This is a genomic window from Paraherbaspirillum soli (assembly GCF_042654985.1).
GTDB classification, from domain to species: domain Bacteria; phylum Pseudomonadota; class Gammaproteobacteria; order Burkholderiales; family Burkholderiaceae_D; genus Paraherbaspirillum; species Paraherbaspirillum soli.
This window is the reverse complement of sequence record NZ_JBHSMT010000029.1, coordinates 382184-401162: the sequence shown is the minus strand read 5'-3', so window position 1 is coordinate 401162 and position 18979 is coordinate 382184. Positions and strand designations below refer to the sequence as shown.

Genomic DNA, 18979 nt, shown 5'->3' with positions numbered 1-18979 from the left:
TTGCCATGAATACGCAAATATAATTAAAAGGATTTGTATGAGAGTTTTGATTTTGGGTGTATCTGGTATGTTGGGAAATACTGTCTTTCGCTACTTTTCCGAGGACAGTAGATATGAGGTATTTGGTTCCGCGCGCAGTGCCGGAGTTCGAGAAGCATTTCCACCATCCCAGTCCGAACGAATTATAGCTGGCGTAGATGTTGAGAATCAGGACTCTCTTGCTCTGCTGTTTTCGAAAGTGAGGCCCGACGTTGTGATCAATTGTATCGGCTTGATTAAGCAGTTGGCGGAGGCTAATGATCCATTGCAGGCAATCCCTATCAATGCGCTTTTGCCACATCGTTTGGCTCGCTTATGTCAGATAGCCGACGCAAGACTGGTGCATATCAGTACAGATTGTGTCTTTTCGGGAACAAAGGGCAATTACAAAGAATCCGACGTTTCGGATGCGAAGGACTTATATGGCCGTTCAAAGTTTTTGGGAGAAGTAGATTATGCAAATTCAATTACACTGCGGACTTCGATCATTGGTCACGAATTGCATAGCGCAAATGGATTGATTGGCTGGTTCTTGGCACAACAAGGCACCGTACAAGGTTTTGCGAAAGCTATATTTTCAGGGTTGCCAACAGTAGAGTTGGCGCATATTATTCGCGAATTTGTAGTGCCGCGTGCTGAATTGTCTGGCTTGTACCATGTCGCTTCTCAACCGATCTCAAAATTTGACTTACTTGAATTGGTGGCCGGGATTTACAAGAAAGATATCGAGATAGTACCGGATGTGCAGTTTACGATTGATCGTTCGCTTAATGCCGATAAATTTCACGCGGCTTCAGGTTACCTTGCCCCGGCTTGGCCTGAGTTGGTGAAAAAGATGTCTGATTTCAAATAATGATGGAGTACTAGATGTTTGCAGATAAAGTATTGATGATTACAGGCGGCACCGGGTCGTTTGGCAATGCAGTTTTGAGGCGGTTTTTATCTACGGATGTTTCTGAAATCAGAATTTTCAGCCGTGATGAAAAAAAACAGGAAGATATGCGGATTGCGTTGAATAATCCAAAATTGAAATTTTATATTGGAGATATCCGTAATTACGATAGCATTTATGAAGCCATGAAAGGTGTGAATTATATCTTTCATGCAGCGGCTTTAAAGCAAGTCCCATCTTGTGAGTTCTATCCGATGGAAGCTGTTCGTACAAATGTACTTGGTACGGAAAATGTCTTGAACGCAGCGGTGGCGAATAACGTTGAGCGCTTGGTCGTGCTAAGTACTGATAAAGCCGTATATCCAATTAATGCCATGGGGATATCTAAGGCTATGATGGAAAAATTAATGGTGGCTAAATCAAGGATGCGTGCTCCCGGTGAAACTGTGATATGTGCTACGCGGTATGGTAATGTGATGGCTTCGCGAGGTTCTGTTATTCCTTTATTTGTTGGGCAATTAAAAGATGGAAAGCCGCTGACAGTCACAGATCCGCATATGACTCGTTTTTTGATGTCTTTGGAAGATTCTGTTGATTTGGTTTTGCACGCCTTCGAACATGGGAAGCAAGGTGATATTTTTATACAAAAAGCACCCGCTTCAACAGTAGAGGATCTTGCGATTGCCTTGAAAGAAGTCTTTTCTAAAGATAATCCTATTCGTGTGATTGGCACCCGGCATGGTGAAAAATTGTATGAATCTTTAGTGTCTCGTGAGGAAATGGCAAAGGCTGAAGACATGGGGCGATATTTCCGAATACCAGCGGATAATCGGGACCTTAATTACAATAAGTATTTTGTCGAAGGTGAGACTAAGATTTCCGAAATAGATGACTACACCTCGCATAACACGGAGCGGCTTACCGTCGCTCAAGTAAAGAATATTTTATTAAATTTGGATTTTGTAAAAGAGCAATTAAATGCGTAAAGTAATGACTATAGTCGGGACGCGCCCGGAGCTTATTAAAATGAGCCGCGTCATCGCAGAATTGGAAAAACATACGCAGCATATATTGGTTCATACAGGTCAGAATTATGATTATGAATTAAATCAGATTTTTTTTGATGATCTAGAAATTCGCAAGCCGGATTATTTCTTGAATGCTGCAGGGGTGAATGCCGCACAGACAATAGCGCAGGTCATCATGAAAGCGGATGAGGTTTTTGAGATAGAGAAGCCGGATGCAGTTTTGCTTTATGGCGACACAAATTCTTGCTTATCAATTATCGCCGCGAAGCGTCGCAAAATCCCCGTGTTTCATATGGAAGCAGGAAATCGCTGTTTTGATCAACGTGTGCCTGAAGAACTTAATCGAAAGGTGTTGGATCATTTGTCCGATATTAATATGGTGCTGACTGAGCATGCGCGTCGTTATTTGATTGCCGAAGGTATTAAAGCTGAGACAATCATCAAAACAGGTTCGCACATGCGTGAGGTACTTGATTTTTATATGCCAAAAATTGAGCAATCCGATGTTGTTGCACGTTTGTCATTAAATGCTAGGGAATTCTTTTTGGTTAGTGCGCATCGGGAGGAGAATGTTGATTCGCCTGAGGCACTGCGCGATTTGCTCGACACTCTCGAAGCATTGGTTAGTAAATACAATTACCCTGTTCTTGTTTCCACGCATCCAAGAACGCTGAAGCGGTTAGAGGAGATTGGCTATGACTCCGTGGATAAAAGGATAATTTTCTCCAAACCATTTGGTTTTGTTGATTACATTAAGTTGCAAATGGAGGCGTTTTGCGTACTTTCTGATAGCGGCACCATCACGGAAGAAGCGTCGTTGTTGAATTTATCGGCAATCACCATACGCAATGCGCATGAGCGTCCTGAGGGTATGGATGTCGGAACTTTGATCATGTGCGGCTTGAAGAAGGAGCGTGTGATTGAAGCTATTGAAATTGTTACTTCACAATATAGCAAAAACCCTTCCGCTGTTCTGCCTGTCGCAGACTATGAGAATCCGAACGTATCGAAACAGGTGTTAAGGATTGTTGCTAGCTACATTGATTATATTAATCGTGTTGTCTGGTCAAAATAGGTGTGGAGTTATTGCAATCCTGTAGATTTCGTTGTCTTTGAGTGAATATTTAAATTTTGAATGACTAAAATTCTTGTTACGGGTGCAAATGGTTTTGTGGGAAATGCTCTTTGTGATGCATTACGTGCACGAGGTATAAATTTTATACCAGCCGTACGCCTAGCCAAGCAGGATGAGCAATTTGCAGTCGGTGAATTAAGCGGCAGCACAAAATGGGCCGATGCTTTAGCCGGATGTGATGTCGTTATACATTTGGCCGCGCGCGTTCATGTAATGAATGACAAGTCAAATGATCCACTTGCAGCTTTTCGAGCGGTGAATGTTGACGCGACATTAAATTTGGCAAGGCAAGCTGTTCTGAGCGGTGTAAGACGTTTTGTTTTTGTCAGTAGTGTCAAGGTGAACGGCGAGGAAACTACCGCTAAGCCTTTTACCGCTTTCGATGAGCCTGCGCCAGTTGATCCATATGGACAATCAAAACTTGAAGCCGAAATTGCGCTCAAGGATCTGTCACGTGCCACAGGCCTTGAGGTCGTCATTGTTCGACCGCCGCTAGTGTATGGCCCCGGAGTGCGAGCAAACTTTCTCAGATTGATGCAACTCGTCAGGTTGGGCGTACCATTGCCTTTGGGAGCTATTCACAATCGTAGAAGTATGGTGTCGTTAAATAATCTTGTCGATCTGTTGATTGCTTGTAGTCAACACCCTAATGCTCCAGGGCAGACGTTTATGGTATCGGATGATAACGATGTGAGTATTTCAGAACTGCTTCGTATGCTTTCTGATGCGATGGGAAAAAAGGCGTTATTGCTACCCGTGCCTGCTAAGGTTATCGCTGGCGTAGCCGGATTGTTGGGTAAGGCAGATGTTGCGAGTCGATTATTAGGTTCGCTACAGGTAGACATTACCCATACTAAATCCACAATGAATTGGAAGCCCGTGGCGGATATGCAAATTTCAGTAAATGAAACGGTTGCATATTTCCAGGCTCAACACTGATTGGTTTTTGCATGAAAAGATTATTTGATTTTGTCTTGGCTTCAATTGCCACAATTATTTTACTGGCCCCAGGGATAGTAGTTGCTTTTTTTGTTAAATTAACTTCAAAGGGGCCAATTGTCTATTGGTCAGACCGAGTTGGCAAAAACAATATGATCTTCAAGATGCCCAAATTCCGTACTATGTTGACCAATACGCCTGCCGTTGCGACGCATTTATTATCCGATCCTAAAAAATTCCTGACGCCGATAGGATCTTTTTTGCGCAAATCAAGTCTTGATGAATTGCCGCAGCTATGGAGCATCCTAAAAGGCGATATGAGTTTTGTTGGTCCTAGACCTGCATTATTTAATCAAGAAGATTTGATCAAATTGCGTACAGAACATGGTGTAGATGAATTGGTACCTGGACTGACGGGATGGGCGCAAATTAACGGGAGAGATGAATTGCCAATCTCTGAAAAAGTAAAATTGGATACTGAATATCTACATAAGCAATCTTTTTTTCTCGATATTAAGATTATTTTTCTGACTTTTCTGAAGGTGATGCGAAGAGATGGGGTGACGCATTGAATGCCTTTCGGGTCGCATCTACTATCTCCAGTGGCGTTTACTTTCCGTATAATGTAAATTGATTGAATTCGTATATGACTTCATTCCTCAGCTTGTCACGGCTCTACAAACAGCTCATTGCTGCGGCATTGGATGTGTTTTTCTTGCCACTAACATTTTGCTTGGCGATTTGGTTACGTTACGATGGGTTGAATAGTTTTCTGTTGCATCAATATGCATTATTGATGATCGTGGCGCCGTTGATTTCCATCCCGATATTTATTAGATTGGGGTTGTATCGCGCTGTTATTCGCTTTATCGATCACAAGATTGTGTATGTAGTGGTATTCGGTGTGACGCTTTCTGTCGTCGCGTTGGGGGCGCTCGGTACTTTTACCCAAACAAATGGCTATTCACGTGCGGTGTTCGGCATCTATTGGGTCAGTGCGATTTTGTATGTGGCCGCCAGTCGCTTTTTAGCGCGTGGTTATTTTCTCCATATCAGTGGGGTAACTGGTGGGGTGCGCGTGGCGATCTACGGCGCTGGTCAGGCAGGCTCGCAGCTGGCAAGCGCATTGAGGTCGAGTAACGAATATGCCCCAATGGCGTTTATTGACGACAAGAAGGAGCTGCATCGGGCGACTATCGCTGGCATAAAGGTATTTCCCGCCAATGATCTTCCTGACTTGATTGCGCGGTATGACCTGAGGGAAGTGTTGTTGGCGATGCCGTCGCAAACCAAGGCTCAGCAAAAGCGCATTCTTGATCAATTGGAACCGCTTAAGGTCAAAATCAAGGTAACGCCACCAATCAAAAGTTTGATTAATGGCGAGTTGCGGGTACAGGATGTTCGAGAAGTTGAAATCGAAGATTTACTTGGGCGTGACCAGGTGGACCCCAATCCGGAGTTGATTTCGGCCTGTATCGTCAATAAGTCGGTGATGGTAACCGGTGCGGGCGGATCGATTGGTTCAGAGTTATGTCGTCAGATTATTCGTCAACATCCATCACGTTTGATTTTGCTCGAAATGTCCGAGTTTGGCTTATATTCGATAGAGCAGGAATTGCGAGAGCTGCAAAAGAGTCTGGGTTTAAATATAGAATTGCTGCCGTTCCTGGGCTCAGTGCTTGAAACCGAAAAATGCGAACGTATCATGCATACCTTTTCTATCGAAACGGTTTATCACGCAGCGGCATATAAACACGTGCCGCTGGTGGAACATAATCCAATCGAGGGTATTCGCAACAACGTGTTCGGTACCCTGAGCGTTGCCAAGGCGGCGATGGCTGCCGGGGTTAAATCGTTTGTATTGATTTCGACCGACAAAGCGGTACGGCCAACCAATGTAATGGGTTCTACCAAACGCTTCGCCGAACTGATATTGCAGGCGTTCTCACGTTTGCAAGCCAAGCAGGCATCGCGGACACGGTTCTGCATGGTGCGGTTTGGTAACGTGCTCGGCTCGTCGGGGTCGGTGGTGCCGCTGTTTCGCAAGCAGATCATGGCAGGAGGGCCGATTACATTGACCCATCCCGAGATCACGCGCTATTTCATGACGATTCCTGAAGCTGCGCAGTTGGTTTTGCAGGCGGGAGCGATGGGTGAGGGCGGCGACGTGTTCGTGCTGGATATGGGCGAGCCGGTAAAGATTGTCGATTTGGCGAAACGGATGGTGCATTTGAGCGGGCTCGAAGTGATGTCTGATATGACTCCTGACGGCACGATCGAGATTAATCATGTCGGTTTGCGCCCTGGCGAAAAATTATATGAAGAGCTATTGATTGGCGAAAATGTGGAGGGGACCGAACATCCGCTGATCATGCGCGCGCAAGAGGTCGAGATATCGTGGGCAGTTTTACAGCAGTTGCTGGCAGAACTGGACGATGCTTGCAACAGGTTCGCTTATGAAGAAGTCCGCGCGCTGCTGTTGAAGACGGTGGCGGAGTACACGCCACAGTGTGGAATCGAAGATTTTATTTGGCGCGCCAAGCGTCAAGTACCAGATGCGGGTGAGGCAACTTTGCATTGATATGTTTGGGTACCCCTAAAAATCTACTGCGCGGCCCAATCTCGGGGCTGCGATGCTCAACCGTACCTCCGTACGGCTGCGCTTCTCGCCCCGACCTTGGGCCGCTCGCTACGGTTTTTAGAGGTGCCCGTTTGGTTGCATTTGCTATAGGTTTGCATGGAGTGCCAAAGTAATATTTGGCTGAATTTACTTAAATGGGGGTGGTATGGATTTATCGGGATTATCAGTTGCGGATTTGCGTGCGTTGCAAGACGATGTCAAGCAGGCGCTGAAAGATCGTGAACAGCAGGAACTCGCCAAAGCACGCGAGCAGATCCTGGCAATTGCCCAAGGCGCTGGCATTTCCTTGAAAGATTTGCTGGGCGCGCAGTCGCGTGGCAAGAGTGGTGTCGCCAAGAATAAAGTGGCGGTGCGCTATCGCCATCCGTCGGATGCCTCCTTGCAATGGACCGGTCGTGGTCGTCAGCCAAAATGGGTTCAGGATTGGCTTGCGTCAGGTAGTTCCATGGACGCGATCCGCGTATAACGACTTCGGTTCGTCTCGCTGAACGCCGCTGCTTCGACGCGGCTTGTTTCAGCACGATATGAGGGTGTTTGAAAGTGGGCGCCTGAGCCCAACGACGTAGGGGCGCCCGTAGGTATGGCCTGCACCATGCCTACGGGCGCCTACATTTCTAGCAAGACCAAATTATGCTTCCTCTCTCGAATTCCATATTCAAAGCCTACGACATTCGCGGCATTATCGGCAAAACGCTGGATGCCGGCATTGCCCGCCAAATCGGCCTGGCGTTCGGCACCGCAGTCCGCGCCAAGGGCGAACAGGTGGTCGTTGTCGGTCGCGATGGACGCTTGTCCGGGCCGGAACTGACGGCCGCCTTGGCAACCGGTCTGCAGGATGCCGGTGTCGATGTTATCGATTTGGGAGTGGTGGTTACCCCGATGGTGTATTTCGCCACGCATGTGCTGGGCACCCAGTCGGGCATCATGGTGACCGGCAGTCACAATCCGCCCGATTACAACGGCTTCAAGATGGTGCTGGCCGGCGAGGCGATTTACGGCGAGACGATCCAGCAGTTGTATCAGGCGATCGTCAGCGGCAGTACGCAATCGACAGTAGCGGCGCCTACCGGCAGTTATCGCACGCATGACATCAAGGACGCTTACCTGCAGCGCATCCTCGGCGATGTGAAATTGGCGCGGCCGATGAAAATTGTCGTGGATTGCGGTAATGGCGTCGCCGGTGCTTTTGCCGGCGAGTTGTATCGCGCGCTGGGTTGCGAGGTGCAGGAATTGTTTTGCGAGGTGGACGGTACCTTCCCCAATCATCATCCCGACCCGGCCCATCCGGAAAATCTACAGGATGTCATCCGCGCATTGCAAACGACCGATGCTGAAATCGGCCTGGCGTTCGATGGCGACGGCGACCGCTTGGGGGTGGTCACCAAGGATGGCCAAATTATTTACCCGGATCGCCAGCTGATGCTGTTTGCGGCTGATGTGCTGACCCGCAATCCCGGCAGCGAAATTCTGTATGACGTCAAATGCACGCGGCATCTGGCGCCATGGATCGAACAGCGCGGCGGCAAGCCGTTGATGTGGAAGACCGGCCATTCGCTGGTCAAGGCCAAGATGCGCGAAACCGGCGCACCGCTGGGCGGCGAGATGAGCGGTCATGTTTTCTTCAAGGATCGCTGGTACGGCTTCGACGATGGTTTGTACGCAGGTGTCCGGTTGTTGGAATTGATGAGCCGGGAGAGCGATCCGTCGGCGGTGCTGAATGCATTGCCGCAATCAAACAGCACGCCTGAATTGCAATTAAAACTGGTCGAAGGCGAGAACTTCGCGTTAATCGCCAAGTTGCAGCAAGAAGCACGTTTCCCCGGAGCCGACGACATCATCAAGATCGACGGCTTGCGGGTCGAGTATCCCGACGGCTTCGGCCTGGCCCGTTCATCCAATACCACCCCGGTCGTGGTGATGCGCTTTGAAGCCGAGTCGCAACAAGCGCTGGAGCGCATCCAGGCCGAATTCAAACGTGTCATCCTGGCTGCCAAGCCGGATGCAATCTTGCCATTCTAAGAACCTGTTTGATGTCTAGCCGGCATCAAACAGGTTCTCACCATCAATAGAAGTGAAATCGGTTTGAATATCCTGATCGTCCGCGTTTCATCCCTGGGGGATGTGGTGCATAACATGCCAATGGTGTCGGATATCCGACGTCATTATCCAAACGCTAATATCGACTGGGTCGTCGAAGAGGGATACACCGGCTTGGTGCGCCTGAATCCCGAGGTGCGCCGGATTATTCCAATTGCCTTGCGGCGCTGGCGTAAAAGCCTGTTCGCGGTCGCCACCCGCCAGGAAATATCTGATTTTCGCCGGCAGCTGAAGCGGGATGCGTACGACATCATTTTCGATACCCAAGGTTTATTAAAGACCAGCGTCGTCATGCGCATGGCGCGACTGGCGCCAGACGGCAAGCGGGTCGGTCTGGCGAATGCGACCGAAGGCTCCGGTTACGAGCCCTTGTCACGCCTGTTTCATACGATGAGCGTGACTGTCGGCTTGCGTACGCATGCGGTCTTGCGCGCACGCCAAGTCGCGGCGCAGGCCCTGGGCTACAGCGTCGATGGTGCGGCTGATTTCAATTTGCAGATACCCAATATGACGCGGGCAGAATTGCCTGCATGGTTGCCGGACACGCCATACGCGGTCTTCTTTCACGGCACTGCACGGGCGGAAAAGGGCTGGCCGCTTTCGCATTGGGGCGAGTGCGCCAAATTGCTGGCAGACCGCGGCCTGCAGGTGCTGTTGCCATGGGGGAGCGAGGCGGAACAGCGCAGCGCAGAACTAATGGCGCGCCAAATGAGCAATGCTCGAGTACTGCCAAAATTGCCATTGATGGAAGCGGTCACGCTGGCCCAGCGCGCCGCGTTGGTGATTGGCGTCGATACCGGATTGACCCATATCGCCGCGGCCTGCAATCGCCCGACTATCGAGTTGTATTGCGATTCACCGCGCTGGAAAACCGAAGGCGACTGGTCGCCGCAGATCATTAATTTGGGCGACCTCGGCACGCCGCCGTCGGTCGCACAAGTCGCGGCCGCCATTGATGCGCTGCTTGACCCAGCGAAATGCGTTTAAGTGTCAGTTCAGCAATTCCCTCATTGCGGATCGATCCCAGCGGTTCACTCCGCCCAAGCAACGCGGCATAATACGGCGATGGAACAACAAATTATCGAGATCGACAGCGCCGACTGGCATATCGGCACGCCAAACCAAGCATGGATTTCTGCGCTCGAGGCCGGAAAAGTCCTGTATTTCCCACATCTGAGTTTTACTTTTAGCGCGGACGAGCAACACTTCCTGACGCCATCGATCCGCGATCCCAAAAGCCGCAATATCAGCCTGGATGCCAATGGCCGCTTGAAGGGCGCGCTCGGCGATGCCAGCCAGCAGGCGGCATTGGCGGCCATGATCGGCCGCTTTCGGACGCAGGCCCAGCAATTGATCGACTCCTTGCTGCCTGCGTATGGCGGTGCCGGCAGCGGTTTGCGCATGGCGCCGACCAGTTATCGGCCAATGCAAGTGGAAACACGCGCGCAATCCTGGCGTGCCGACGACCGCCGCTTGCATGTCGATGCCTTCCCGTCGCGGCCCAATTACGGCGAACGCATCCTGCGCGTGTTTGCCAACGTCAATCCGGATGGTGTGCCGCGCGTGTGGCGTGTCGGTGAGCCGTTTGAGGATGTCGCCAAGCGTTTTCTGCCCAAAGCCAAAACCTACTCGCGCTGGCAGGCGCAATTGCTGAATGCCTTGCATATCACCAAATCCTTGCGCAGCGAATACGACCATTTGATGCTGCAACTGCATGACGGCATGAAGTCGGATTTGGCATATCAAGAGCATGGCCCGCAAGTCACGCAACCATTTGCGGCCGGCTCGGTGTGGGTATGTTTTTCCGATCAAACTCCGCACGCGGTGATGTCCGGGCAGTATATGATGGAGCAGACGCTGCACTTGCCAGCGTCCAAGCAATATGATCCGAGCGCCAGCCCGCTGGCCATTTTGCAGCGCCTGACCGGCCGTGCGCTGGTCGAATGAAGCTCAATTCGGGGTTCGGCACGACGCCGGCACAGCGCCATCGCTACCTGTATTCGGCGGTGTGGTGGCTGCTGATGCCGCTGGTGTTGCTGCGTTTGTGGCGACGCGGCCGCAAAGAGCCCGGTTACCGGCAACACGTGATGGAACGGATCGGCTTTTATCCGCGCCGCGATCCGGCATCGGCATCAAGTAAATTCCTGTGGGTGCATGCGGTTTCGGTGGGAGAGACGCGGGCGGCCGAACCGCTGATCGCGGCCATGCTCGATGCCTACCCTGAGCATGCCATCCTGTTGACGCACATGACCGCGACCGGCCGCGCCACCGGCCAGTCTTTGTTCGGTCAGTCGCCAAGAGTGCTGCAGTGTTATCTGCCCTACGATACCGGCTGGATGGCGGGACGTTTCCTGCGCCATTTTGCGCCGCAGTTGTGCGTGCTGATGGAAACCGAAGTGTGGCCGAATCTGATCGCGCAATGCGTACGCTACAAGGTGCCGGTGGCGCTGGTCAATGCGCGCCTGTCGGAGCGCTCGCTGCGTAGCGGGAAAAGATTTTCGACGCTGATGACCGAAGCGGCCGGCGGCATCGCTTGCATAGGCGCGCAAACCGATGCCGATGCAGCCCGTCTGCGGCAACTCGGCGCGGTCAGCGTGCATGTGACCGGCAGCGTCAAATTCGATGTCACGCCACCCGCTGCATTATTGGCGGCGGGAGCTGCGCTGCGGCAGCAGATCGGTGTTCGCCCGGTACTGTTGTGCGCCAGTACACGCGAGGGTGAAGAGGCGCTGATTCTCGATGCGCTAGCCAAATCCACACAGCGCGATGCACTCAAAAATCTGCTGTTGGTGATTGTGCCGCGACATCCGCAACGCTTCGATGAGGTGGCAAATATGGTGGCCGCACATGGCATGCCGCTGCTGCGCCGTTCCGAACTTGGCAGCAATCCTGTGCCGCTTGAAGTGGCGGTGCTGCTGGGGGATTCGATGGGCGAGATGTTCGCTTATTACGCGCTGTGCGATGTGGCGTTTATCGGCGGTAGCCTGATGCCCTTGGGCGGGCAGAATCTGATTGAAGCTTGTGCGGTCGGCAAGCCGGTATTGATCGGTCCTCACACTTTCAATTTTGCGGTGGCGACCGAACAAGCGATTGCTGCCGGCGCGGCGCAACGCGTTACCGATGCCGACGCCATGCTGAATGCCGCCATGCATCTGTTACAGGCGGATCCGGAGCGCGACAGGATGGGTGAACAAGCCAGAAGCTTTGCGCAGCAGCATCGCGGTGCTACTGCACGCACTATGGCGCTGCTGGCGCCATTGATTTCGATCTGACCTGCGGCATCCGCCAGGCCGCCAAATATAAACACGCCCCACCATGCATGCAACCCTGATCGTTTCCAAAGTGTTAGGTGCATTACTGCTGCCGCCGGCAAGCCTTATCCTGCTGTGTGCGATCGGCATGTTGTTGCGCCGTTCTTATCCGCGTTTCGGCATGCTATTGAGTGCGGGCGCGCTGCTGATCCTGGCTGTACTGAGCACCGAGCTTGGGGCCCTATTGGTGGTGACGCCGCTTGAGCAGCGTACCGTGCCGCTGGCTTCCGCCGCCGATGCCGGCGCCCAGGCGATCGTGGTGCTGGGCGGCGGACGCTTGGCGAATGCGCCGGAGTATGGCGACCACGACATTGCAAATTACCTGACGTTGGCTCGCCTGCGCTATGGCGCAAGGCTGCAACATCAAACCGGACTGCCGCTGCTGGTTACCGGTGGTGCGCCGGATGGATCGCCTGAATCCGAGGCTGTCAGCATGGCGCGGGCCTTGCGAGAGGATTTTGCGACGCCGGTCAAATGGCTGGAACAGGGGTCCGACAACACCGCGGAGAATGCCAAGTTCTCTGCCGCCATCCTGAAGCAAGCGGGCGTGAGAAAAATCATTCTGGTTACCGATGCGATGCATATGCCACGCTCGCAGATGATGTTTGCCGAGGCCGGTCTCGAGGTAGCGGCAGCGCCGACGATATTTTTCAGTCGCGACCGGATTTCGTTGTTGAGTTTTCTGCCGTCAGGCGAGGGGCTGCGCCGCAGTCACTATGCCTTGCATGAATGGCTGGGAATCATCGCTTATCGGGTCCGTCACTAAGCAAGCGGATATCCCAATAAAAACGCCGCACGAATGCGGCGTTTTTATTGGAGCAGTAGCTTGTTACGACTTGGCTGCCTGGGTGGTTTCATTCAAACCGCCGCCCAGCGAACGATACAGGTCGATCGCGTTGTTCAAGCGCAGTTGCCGGGTCTGGATCAACGCCTGTTGCGCCGAGAACAGGTCGCGCTGCGCATCCAGCATCTCGGTCGAATTGGCGATGCCGTTCTTGTAGCGCAGGCCGGTCAATTTGACCCGCTCCTGTTGCGCATTCAGGAACGCATCCTGAGCGGCCAATTGCTCGTCCAGCGTGCCACGGGCCACCAGCGCATCGGCAACTTCGCGAAACGCGGTCTGGATGGTTTTTTCGTAGCTGGCAACCGCCAGGTTCTTGCGGACCTCGGACAGCGTCAGGTTGGCGCGATTGCGGCCGCCTTCAAAAATAGGCAGCGCCAATTGCGGGACGAATGACCAGGTGCGGCTGCCGGCCGAGAACAGGTTGCCCAGCGACGTGCTGGCATTGCCGATGCCGGCGGTCAGCGAGATGCGCGGGAAGAACGCGGCGCGGGCGGCGCCGATGTCGGCGTTGGCGGCGCGCAGTTGTTGCTCGGCGGCGCGAATGTCAGGACGCCGGTTCAGCAGATCGGACGGCACCCCGGCCGGGATGTCGGTGACGATTTGCTGATCCAGTAGCGGCGTCGAAGCCGGCAGGTCGGTCAGCGGCTTGCCGACCAGCAGCGTCAGCGCATTGCTGGCCTGGCCGCGCTGACGCGCCAAGGTCGACAGCGACACGCGCGCCGATTGCACCAGGGTGTCCGATACGCGCAGGTCGAGCGCCGACGATGCGCCGACGTCGAATCGCATTTTCCCCAGCTTGTACTCTTCCAGCCGGCTATCCAGTGTCTGTTGCGCCAGCGCCTCTTGCTCGGCAAACGACTGTTCCGCCAGATAAGCCTGGGCAACTTGCGCGATCAGGCTGATTTGCGCCGACTGGCGTGCTTCTTCGGTCGCCAGATAGCTGGCCAGTGCGGCATCCTTCAGGCTGCGCACGCGACCGAAGAAATCCAGCTCAAACGCCGTCATGTTCAGTCCGACCGCATAGCTGGTGCCGACAAACGACTGTCCCGTCGGCGATTGCACTGCCGGGGTGCGGCCGCGGCTGCGGCTGAAGTCGCCCTCAAGATGGGGCAGCGCATCGGCTGCCGTGATGTCGTACTGGGCGCGGGCCTGTTCGATGTTCAGCGCAGCGGTGCGCAGGTCGCGGTTGTTTTCAAGCGCAGCAGCAATCAGCGTTTGCAGCCGCTGGTCCGGGAAAAACTGGCGCCAGCCACGTGCGCTGGCCTCCAGTTGCGCCTGACCATCGGCAGCGGCCGGGTAGCTGCCGGCGACCGGTGCTGCCGGCCGAACATAGGTCGGCGCCATGCTGCAACCGGACAGGACGCCGGCCAGCAGCAGGGCGCTGGTCAGCTGCTTGGGTAAAGAATTAAACATGTTGATTCTCCACGTCGATATTTTTGTGGCCGGTATAGAGCTTGCGCTGACGCTCGCTGCCTTTGAATAACTTGCGCACCACCACGAAGAAGACTGGCACCAGGAATACCGCCAAGGCGGTCGCCGTGATCATCCCGCCCATGACGCCGGTACCGATGGCGCGTTGGCTGCCGGAACCGGCGCCGGTTTTGACTGCCAGCGGCAACACACCGAGAATGAAGGCCATCGACGTCATCAGAATCGGACGGAACCGCAGGTGGACCGCTTCCAGCGTCGCTTCGATCAAGCCCTTGCCTTGCGCTTGCAGGTCTTTGGCGAACTCGATGATCAGAATTGCATTTTTCGCCGACAAACCGATCACGGTAATCATCCCGACTTTGAAGTAGACGTCGTTCGGCATGCCGCGTAAGGTCACGCCCAGCAGTGCGCCGAGAATACCGAGCGGCACCACCAGCATCACCGCCAGCGGAATCGAAGTGCTCTCATACAATGCCGCCAGCACCAGGAACACGGCGATCAGCGACAGCAGATACAGCATTGGCGCTTGCGAGCCGGAGGATTTTTCTTCCAGCGACTGACCGGTCCACTCAAAGCCGAAGCCAGGAGGAAGTTTGGCTGTCAACGCTTCCATTTCGTCCATCGCTTCACCGGTGCTGTGTCCCGGAGCAGCGCCGCCGGAGATCTTCATCGCCGGATAACCGTTGTAGCGGGTCAGTTGAACCGGTCCGCTGATCCAGTGCGAGGTGGTGAAGGCCGACAGCGGCACCATGCTTCCCTTGCTGTTTTTCACATACAGCTTGGACAAGTCGTCCGGCTGCAGCCGTTGCGGCGCATCGGCTTGCACGATGACCCGCTGTTGCCGTCCCTGATTCGGGAAGTCGTTGACGTAAGCCGAACCGAGTGCCGTCGACAGCGCGCTGTTGATCGCATCGAACGACACGCCGAGCGCATTGGCCTTGTCGCGGTCGATATCGAGTTGCAACTGCGGCGAATCTTCCAGGCCTTCAGGACGAACCCCGGCCAGTACCTTGCTTTGCGATGCCATACCGAGCATTTGATTGCGTGCCGCAGTCAATGCCTGGTGCCCCAGGCCGGCGCGATCCTGCAGGCGGAAGGTAAAGCCGGTGGCATTGCCCAACTCCGGAATCGGAGGCGGGTTCAACGGGAAAATGATCGCATCCTTGATTTGCATGAATGCGCCAAAGGCTTTGCCGGCGATGGCGTCGGCAGACTGGTCTGGAGTGCGTTCGTCCCAGTCCTTCAGCGGTACAAATACGATGCCGGCATTTTGACCGTTGCCGGAGAAGCTGAAGCCGGTAACGGCGATCACGTTGGCGATGCCAGGCACTTTCTTGTAATAGTCCTCGATCTGCTCGATCACGCTCAAGGTGCGGTTAGTGCTCGCGCCCGAAGGCAGCTGGACGTTGGTGACGATATAACCCTGGTCTTCGCTCGGCAGGAACGATGCCGGCAGCCGCGCATAGAGCAAGCCGACGCAAACCAAGATCGCGCCGTACAGCAGCATGTAGCGGACGGTCTTGTTCAGCATTCTGCCGACGAGGCCCTGATAACCGGCGGTGGCTGCGGTGAATCTGCGGTTGAACCAGCCGAAGAAGCCTTTCTTTTCGTGATGATGTCCAGCCTCTACCGGTTGCAGGATGGTTGCGCACAGCGCCGGCGTCAGCGTAAATGCCATCAATACCGAGAAAGCCATCGACGCCACCATCGACAGCGAGAACTGGCGGTAAATCGCACCCACTGCGCCGCTGAAGAATGCCATCGGGATGAACACCGCGATCAGCACCAGCGTGATGCCGATCAGCGCGCCGGTAATTTGTCCCATCGCCTTGCGGGTTGCATCGCGCGGCGACAAGCCTTCTTCGCTCATGATGCGTTCGACGTTTTCGACCACCACGATCGCATCGTCAACCAGGATACCGATCGCCAGCACCATACCGAACATGGTCAGCACGTTGATCGAGAAACCGAACAGCAGCAAGGTGGCAAAAGTCCCCATCAGCGCGACCGGCACGACGATGGTTGGAATGATCGTGTAGCGGATGTTTTGCAGGAACAGATACATCACCAGGAACACCAGGACGATCGCTTCGATCAAGGTCTTGATCACTTCTTCGATCGAAATCTTGACGAACTTCGAGGTGTCGTACGGCACGGTGTAGGTGACGCCGGGCGGGAAGAACTTGGACAGTTCCGCCATCTTGGCCTTGACCGCGGTGGCGGTACCCAGTGCGTTGGCGGTTGGCGACAATTGAACGCCGATAAATGAAGTCGGCTTGCCGTCCAGGCGACCTGCTGTGGCATACGATTGGCCGCCGACTTCAACCCGCGCCACATCGCGCAGACGCACCACCGATCCATCGGGGTTGGCGCGCAGCTGGATATTGCCGAATTGTTCGGTTGTGGTCAGTTGACCGTTGACCACCACGGTGGCGGAGATTTGCTGCGTACCGGGGCTAGGCAGATCGCCGATGGTGCCGCCGGCGACCAGCGCATTTTGTGCTCGGATCGCGTTGGTTACATCGGTCGGAGTCAGGTTCAGGCCCACCAGCTTGGTCGGATCAATCCAGATCCGCATCGCCCGTTCAGAACCAAACAACTGCGTCTGGCCTACGCCGGGCACCCGTTTGACTTCATTCTGGACGTTGCGCGACAGATAGTCGCCGAGCGCGATCGGGTCGAGCTTGCCGTCGCTGGATGACAGGCCGATGAACATCAGGTAGTTGCTGCGCGACTTGGTAACCTGCACACCCTGTTGCGTGACTGCTGCAGGCAGACGTGCTTCGACCCGCTTCAAGCGGTTCTGCACATCGACCGCTGCCAGATCGGCATTGGTGCCGGTTGAAAAGGTGACAGTGATCGCGACTGCGCCGTTGGCCTGGCTTTGCGATTCGATGTATTGCAAACCATCGGCACCGTTCATTTCCTGTTCGATCAGGCTGGTGACGCTATCGTCCAGTGTTTGTGCGGTAGCACCCGGATAATTGGCGTTGATGACGATCGTTGGAGGTGCGATCGACGGATATTGCGCCACCGGTAATTGCGTGATCGCCAAGCCACCCCCGAGCAGGATGAAAATGGCGAGCACCCACGCAAAAACGGGGCGATCGATGAAAAACTTGCCCATTTTAATGGCTCCTTATTTAGCTTTTGATGTTGAATCAGCCTGCGGAGCATCTGACTTTGCGCTGCCGGACGCTGCAGGTGCAGCGTCAGTCTTGCTCCAAGGGATAGGTTTGACATCGGCGCCGGGTTTGATTTTTTGCAGGCCTTCGACGATCACCTTGTCGCCATTTTTCAAACCGTCTGTGACGATCCATTTGTCGCCTTGTGCGGTGTCTGCCGTGACCGGCCGTACCGCCACTTTATTGTCGGCACCGACCACAAACACCGAAGCGCCGTTCAGGTCGCGCAACACCGCTTGCTGCGGAACGGTGATGGCTTGCTCGTTAATTGCTTGTTCCAGCTTGGCGCGCACGTACATGCCGGGCAGCAGGGTGTGATCCGGATTGGGAAACTCGGCGCGCAGTGTCACCGCGCCGGTGTTGGCGTCCACTGTCAGGTCGGAGAACAGCAACTTGCCGGCTTGCGGATAAGGCTGGCCGTCTTCGGTTGTCAGCGTGACTTTCACCTGGCCTTGACCAGCGCTTTGCAGCTGGCCGCTCTTCATCGCCTGTTGCAATTTGAGGACTTCAGTGCTGGACTGGGTCAGGTTGACGTAGATCGGGTTGATTTGCTGCACGGTTGCCAACTGCGTCGCTTCACCCTGGCCGACCAGTGCGCCTTCGGTTACCAGCGCTTTGCCGATGCGGCCGGCAATCGGCGAGGTCACGGTGGCATAGCCGAGATTCAGGCTGGCGGTTTGACGCGCTGCCTTGGCCGAGGCAACATCCGCTGCCGCTTGTTTCTGTGCCGCGACGACGTCGTCGTAATCCTGTTTGCTGACCGCGTTGGCTTCCACCAGAGGTTTATAACGCTGCGCTTTCAGCGTGACCTGGGTCAGGTTTGCTTCGGCCTTGGCCAAAGCTGCTTGCGCACTGTCATAAGTGGCTTGCAGCGGCGCCGGGTCGATCCTGAACAGAACTTCGCCAGCCTTGACATCGCTGCCTTCGCGGAAGCTGCGTTTGAGTACAATGCCGGCGGCCCGCGCGCGGACTTCGGCGACACGCGTTGCTTCCAGCCGGCCCGGCAATTCAGTCGTCAAGGCCAGGCGCTCTGGCGCGATAGTGATGATTGAAACGCCTGCTGGCGGCGGCGCGCCATGTGCATCCGGTTTTTTGCCGCAGGCAGCAACGGCGGACAGGACGGCAACTGCCAAGGTGATACGCGTGAGGCGACTGATGGGGCTAACTGAATTCATAAAATTCTCGCACGGTAATTGAGGAAATGCAGCCATTTTCTTGGGTGTGTCAACGACGGGGAAAGGCATAGGATATATAAGTAATTACGGTATTGCATACATGGCTTTGTTTCAGGCGGATCAGAACTTGTCCATGATGTGGAAGATCGTAAACCGGCACCGAACGGTGCTTGGCGGTCCGGTCGGCGCCGGAATACAGTCGCTCGCTACGGTTTTCCAAGGTGCCCTACAGATGGTGACAGGTTTTAAGACAGCCTGATCA

At 54.3% G+C, this 18979-nt stretch carries 15 protein-coding genes; 12 read left to right on the top strand and 3 right to left on the bottom strand.

Going from position 1 to position 18979, the window contains the following annotated elements; all coding sequences use genetic code 11:
- The first annotated feature begins 37 nt into the window (after positions 1-37).
- From ACFPM8_RS19455 to ACFPM8_RS19400, 12 genes are all read left to right on the top strand, one after another.
- Positions 38-892 carry a dTDP-4-dehydrorhamnose reductase family protein gene (locus ACFPM8_RS19455; RefSeq protein ID WP_379000033.1) on the top strand — a complete coding sequence of 285 codons (855 nt, stop codon included), beginning with the start codon at positions 38-40 and terminating at the stop codon, positions 890-892.
- 14 nt (positions 893-906) lie between these two features.
- Positions 907-1917, top strand: coding sequence for a polysaccharide biosynthesis protein (locus ACFPM8_RS19450; protein ID WP_379000032.1), 1011 nt, complete (start codon positions 907-909; stop codon positions 1915-1917).
- Positions 1910-3034, top strand: a complete 1125-nt coding sequence (wecB, locus tag ACFPM8_RS19445; protein WP_379000030.1) for a non-hydrolyzing UDP-N-acetylglucosamine 2-epimerase — start codon at positions 1910-1912, stop codon at positions 3032-3034. Before ACFPM8_RS19450 ends, wecB begins: the two co-directional genes overlap by 8 nt.
- Positions 3035-3094: 60 nt before the next feature.
- Positions 3095-4033, top strand: a complete 939-nt coding sequence (locus tag ACFPM8_RS19440) for a UDP-glucose 4-epimerase family protein (protein WP_379000028.1) — start codon at positions 3095-3097, stop codon at positions 4031-4033.
- 11 nt (positions 4034-4044) lie between these two features.
- Positions 4045-4605, top strand: coding sequence for a sugar transferase (locus ACFPM8_RS19435; protein ID WP_379000026.1), 561 nt, complete (start codon positions 4045-4047; stop codon positions 4603-4605).
- Between the two features lie 74 nt (positions 4606-4679).
- Positions 4680-6614, top strand: a complete 1935-nt coding sequence (locus tag ACFPM8_RS19430; RefSeq protein ID WP_379000023.1) for a polysaccharide biosynthesis protein — start codon at positions 4680-4682, stop codon at positions 6612-6614.
- Between the two features lie 205 nt (positions 6615-6819).
- Complete coding sequence (locus ACFPM8_RS19425; RefSeq protein ID WP_379000021.1) at positions 6820-7140, top strand: H-NS histone family protein; 321 nt, start codon at positions 6820-6822, stop codon at positions 7138-7140.
- 164 nt (positions 7141-7304) lie between these two features.
- Positions 7305-8693 carry a phosphomannomutase/phosphoglucomutase gene (locus ACFPM8_RS19420; protein ID WP_379000019.1) on the top strand — a complete coding sequence of 463 codons (1389 nt, stop codon included), beginning with the start codon at positions 7305-7307 and terminating at the stop codon, positions 8691-8693.
- A 63-nt stretch (positions 8694-8756) separates the two neighbouring features.
- The gene (waaC, locus tag ACFPM8_RS19415) at positions 8757-9758 is read left to right on the top strand and encodes a lipopolysaccharide heptosyltransferase I (RefSeq protein ID WP_379000018.1); all 1002 of its coding nucleotides are present in this window, start codon (positions 8757-8759) and stop codon (positions 9756-9758) included.
- Between the two features lie 78 nt (positions 9759-9836).
- Entirely contained in the window at positions 9837-10718 is an 882-nt protein-coding gene (locus ACFPM8_RS19410; RefSeq protein WP_379000016.1) for a Kdo hydroxylase family protein, read from the top strand.
- Positions 10715-12043: a lipid IV(A) 3-deoxy-D-manno-octulosonic acid transferase gene (waaA, locus tag ACFPM8_RS19405; RefSeq protein WP_379000014.1), complete on the top strand. Its 1329-nt coding sequence runs from the start codon at positions 10715-10717 to the stop codon at positions 12041-12043. The genes ACFPM8_RS19410 and waaA overlap by 4 nt, the downstream gene beginning before the upstream one ends.
- Before the next feature lie 43 nt (positions 12044-12086).
- Complete coding sequence (locus ACFPM8_RS19400) at positions 12087-12848, top strand: YdcF family protein (RefSeq protein ID WP_379000012.1); 762 nt, start codon at positions 12087-12089, stop codon at positions 12846-12848.
- Positions 12849-12911: 63 nt separating this feature from the next.
- On the opposite strand, the gene ACFPM8_RS19395 is transcribed toward ACFPM8_RS19400, so the two are convergent.
- Genes ACFPM8_RS19395 through ACFPM8_RS19385 form a run of 3 tightly spaced genes read right to left on the bottom strand, consistent with a single transcriptional unit; the run spans position 12912 to position 18717 of the window.
- Positions 12912-14339, bottom strand: coding sequence for an efflux transporter outer membrane subunit (locus ACFPM8_RS19395; protein WP_379000010.1), 1428 nt, complete (start codon positions 14337-14339; stop codon positions 12912-12914).
- On the bottom strand, positions 14332-17484 hold the full coding sequence (locus ACFPM8_RS19390; RefSeq protein WP_379000008.1) for an efflux RND transporter permease subunit: 3153 nt from the start codon (positions 17482-17484) through the stop codon (positions 14332-14334). Before ACFPM8_RS19390 ends, ACFPM8_RS19395 begins: the two co-directional genes overlap by 8 nt.
- A gap of 12 nt (positions 17485-17496) precedes the next feature.
- The gene (locus ACFPM8_RS19385) at positions 17497-18717 is read right to left on the bottom strand and encodes an efflux RND transporter periplasmic adaptor subunit (RefSeq protein WP_379000007.1); all 1221 of its coding nucleotides are present in this window, start codon (positions 18715-18717) and stop codon (positions 17497-17499) included.
- Between the last annotated feature and the right edge of the window lie 262 nt (positions 18718-18979).

Excerpts from the sequence above, each read along its gene's own strand:
- ACFPM8_RS19455 (WP_379000033.1), top strand. The coding sequence starts at position 38 with ATGAGAGTTTTGATTTTGGGTGTATCTGGTATGTTGGGAAATACTGTC.
- ACFPM8_RS19450 (WP_379000032.1), top strand. The coding sequence starts at position 907 with ATGTTTGCAGATAAAGTATTGATGATTACAGGCGGCACCGGGTCGTTT.
- wecB (WP_379000030.1), top strand. The coding sequence starts at position 1,910 with ATGCGTAAAGTAATGACTATAGTCGGGACGCGCCCGGAGCTTATTAAA.
- ACFPM8_RS19440 (WP_379000028.1), top strand. The coding sequence starts at position 3,095 with ATGACTAAAATTCTTGTTACGGGTGCAAATGGTTTTGTGGGAAATGCT.
- ACFPM8_RS19435 (WP_379000026.1), top strand. The coding sequence starts at position 4,045 with ATGAAAAGATTATTTGATTTTGTCTTGGCTTCAATTGCCACAATTATT.
- ACFPM8_RS19430 (WP_379000023.1), top strand. The coding sequence starts at position 4,680 with ATGACTTCATTCCTCAGCTTGTCACGGCTCTACAAACAGCTCATTGCT.
- ACFPM8_RS19425 (WP_379000021.1), top strand. The coding sequence starts at position 6,820 with ATGGATTTATCGGGATTATCAGTTGCGGATTTGCGTGCGTTGCAAGAC.
- ACFPM8_RS19420 (WP_379000019.1), top strand. The coding sequence starts at position 7,305 with ATGCTTCCTCTCTCGAATTCCATATTCAAAGCCTACGACATTCGCGGC.
- ACFPM8_RS19410 (WP_379000016.1), top strand. The coding sequence starts at position 9,837 with ATGGAACAACAAATTATCGAGATCGACAGCGCCGACTGGCATATCGGC.
- waaA (WP_379000014.1), top strand. The coding sequence starts at position 10,715 with ATGAAGCTCAATTCGGGGTTCGGCACGACGCCGGCACAGCGCCATCGC.
- ACFPM8_RS19400 (WP_379000012.1), top strand. The coding sequence starts at position 12,087 with ATGCATGCAACCCTGATCGTTTCCAAAGTGTTAGGTGCATTACTGCTG.
- ACFPM8_RS19395 (WP_379000010.1), bottom strand. The coding sequence starts at position 14,339 with ATGTTTAATTCTTTACCCAAGCAGCTGACCAGCGCCCTGCTGCTGGCC.
- ACFPM8_RS19390 (WP_379000008.1), bottom strand. The coding sequence starts at position 17,484 with ATGGGCAAGTTTTTCATCGATCGCCCCGTTTTTGCGTGGGTGCTCGCC.
- ACFPM8_RS19385 (WP_379000007.1), bottom strand. The coding sequence starts at position 18,717 with ATGAATTCAGTTAGCCCCATCAGTCGCCTCACGCGTATCACCTTGGCA.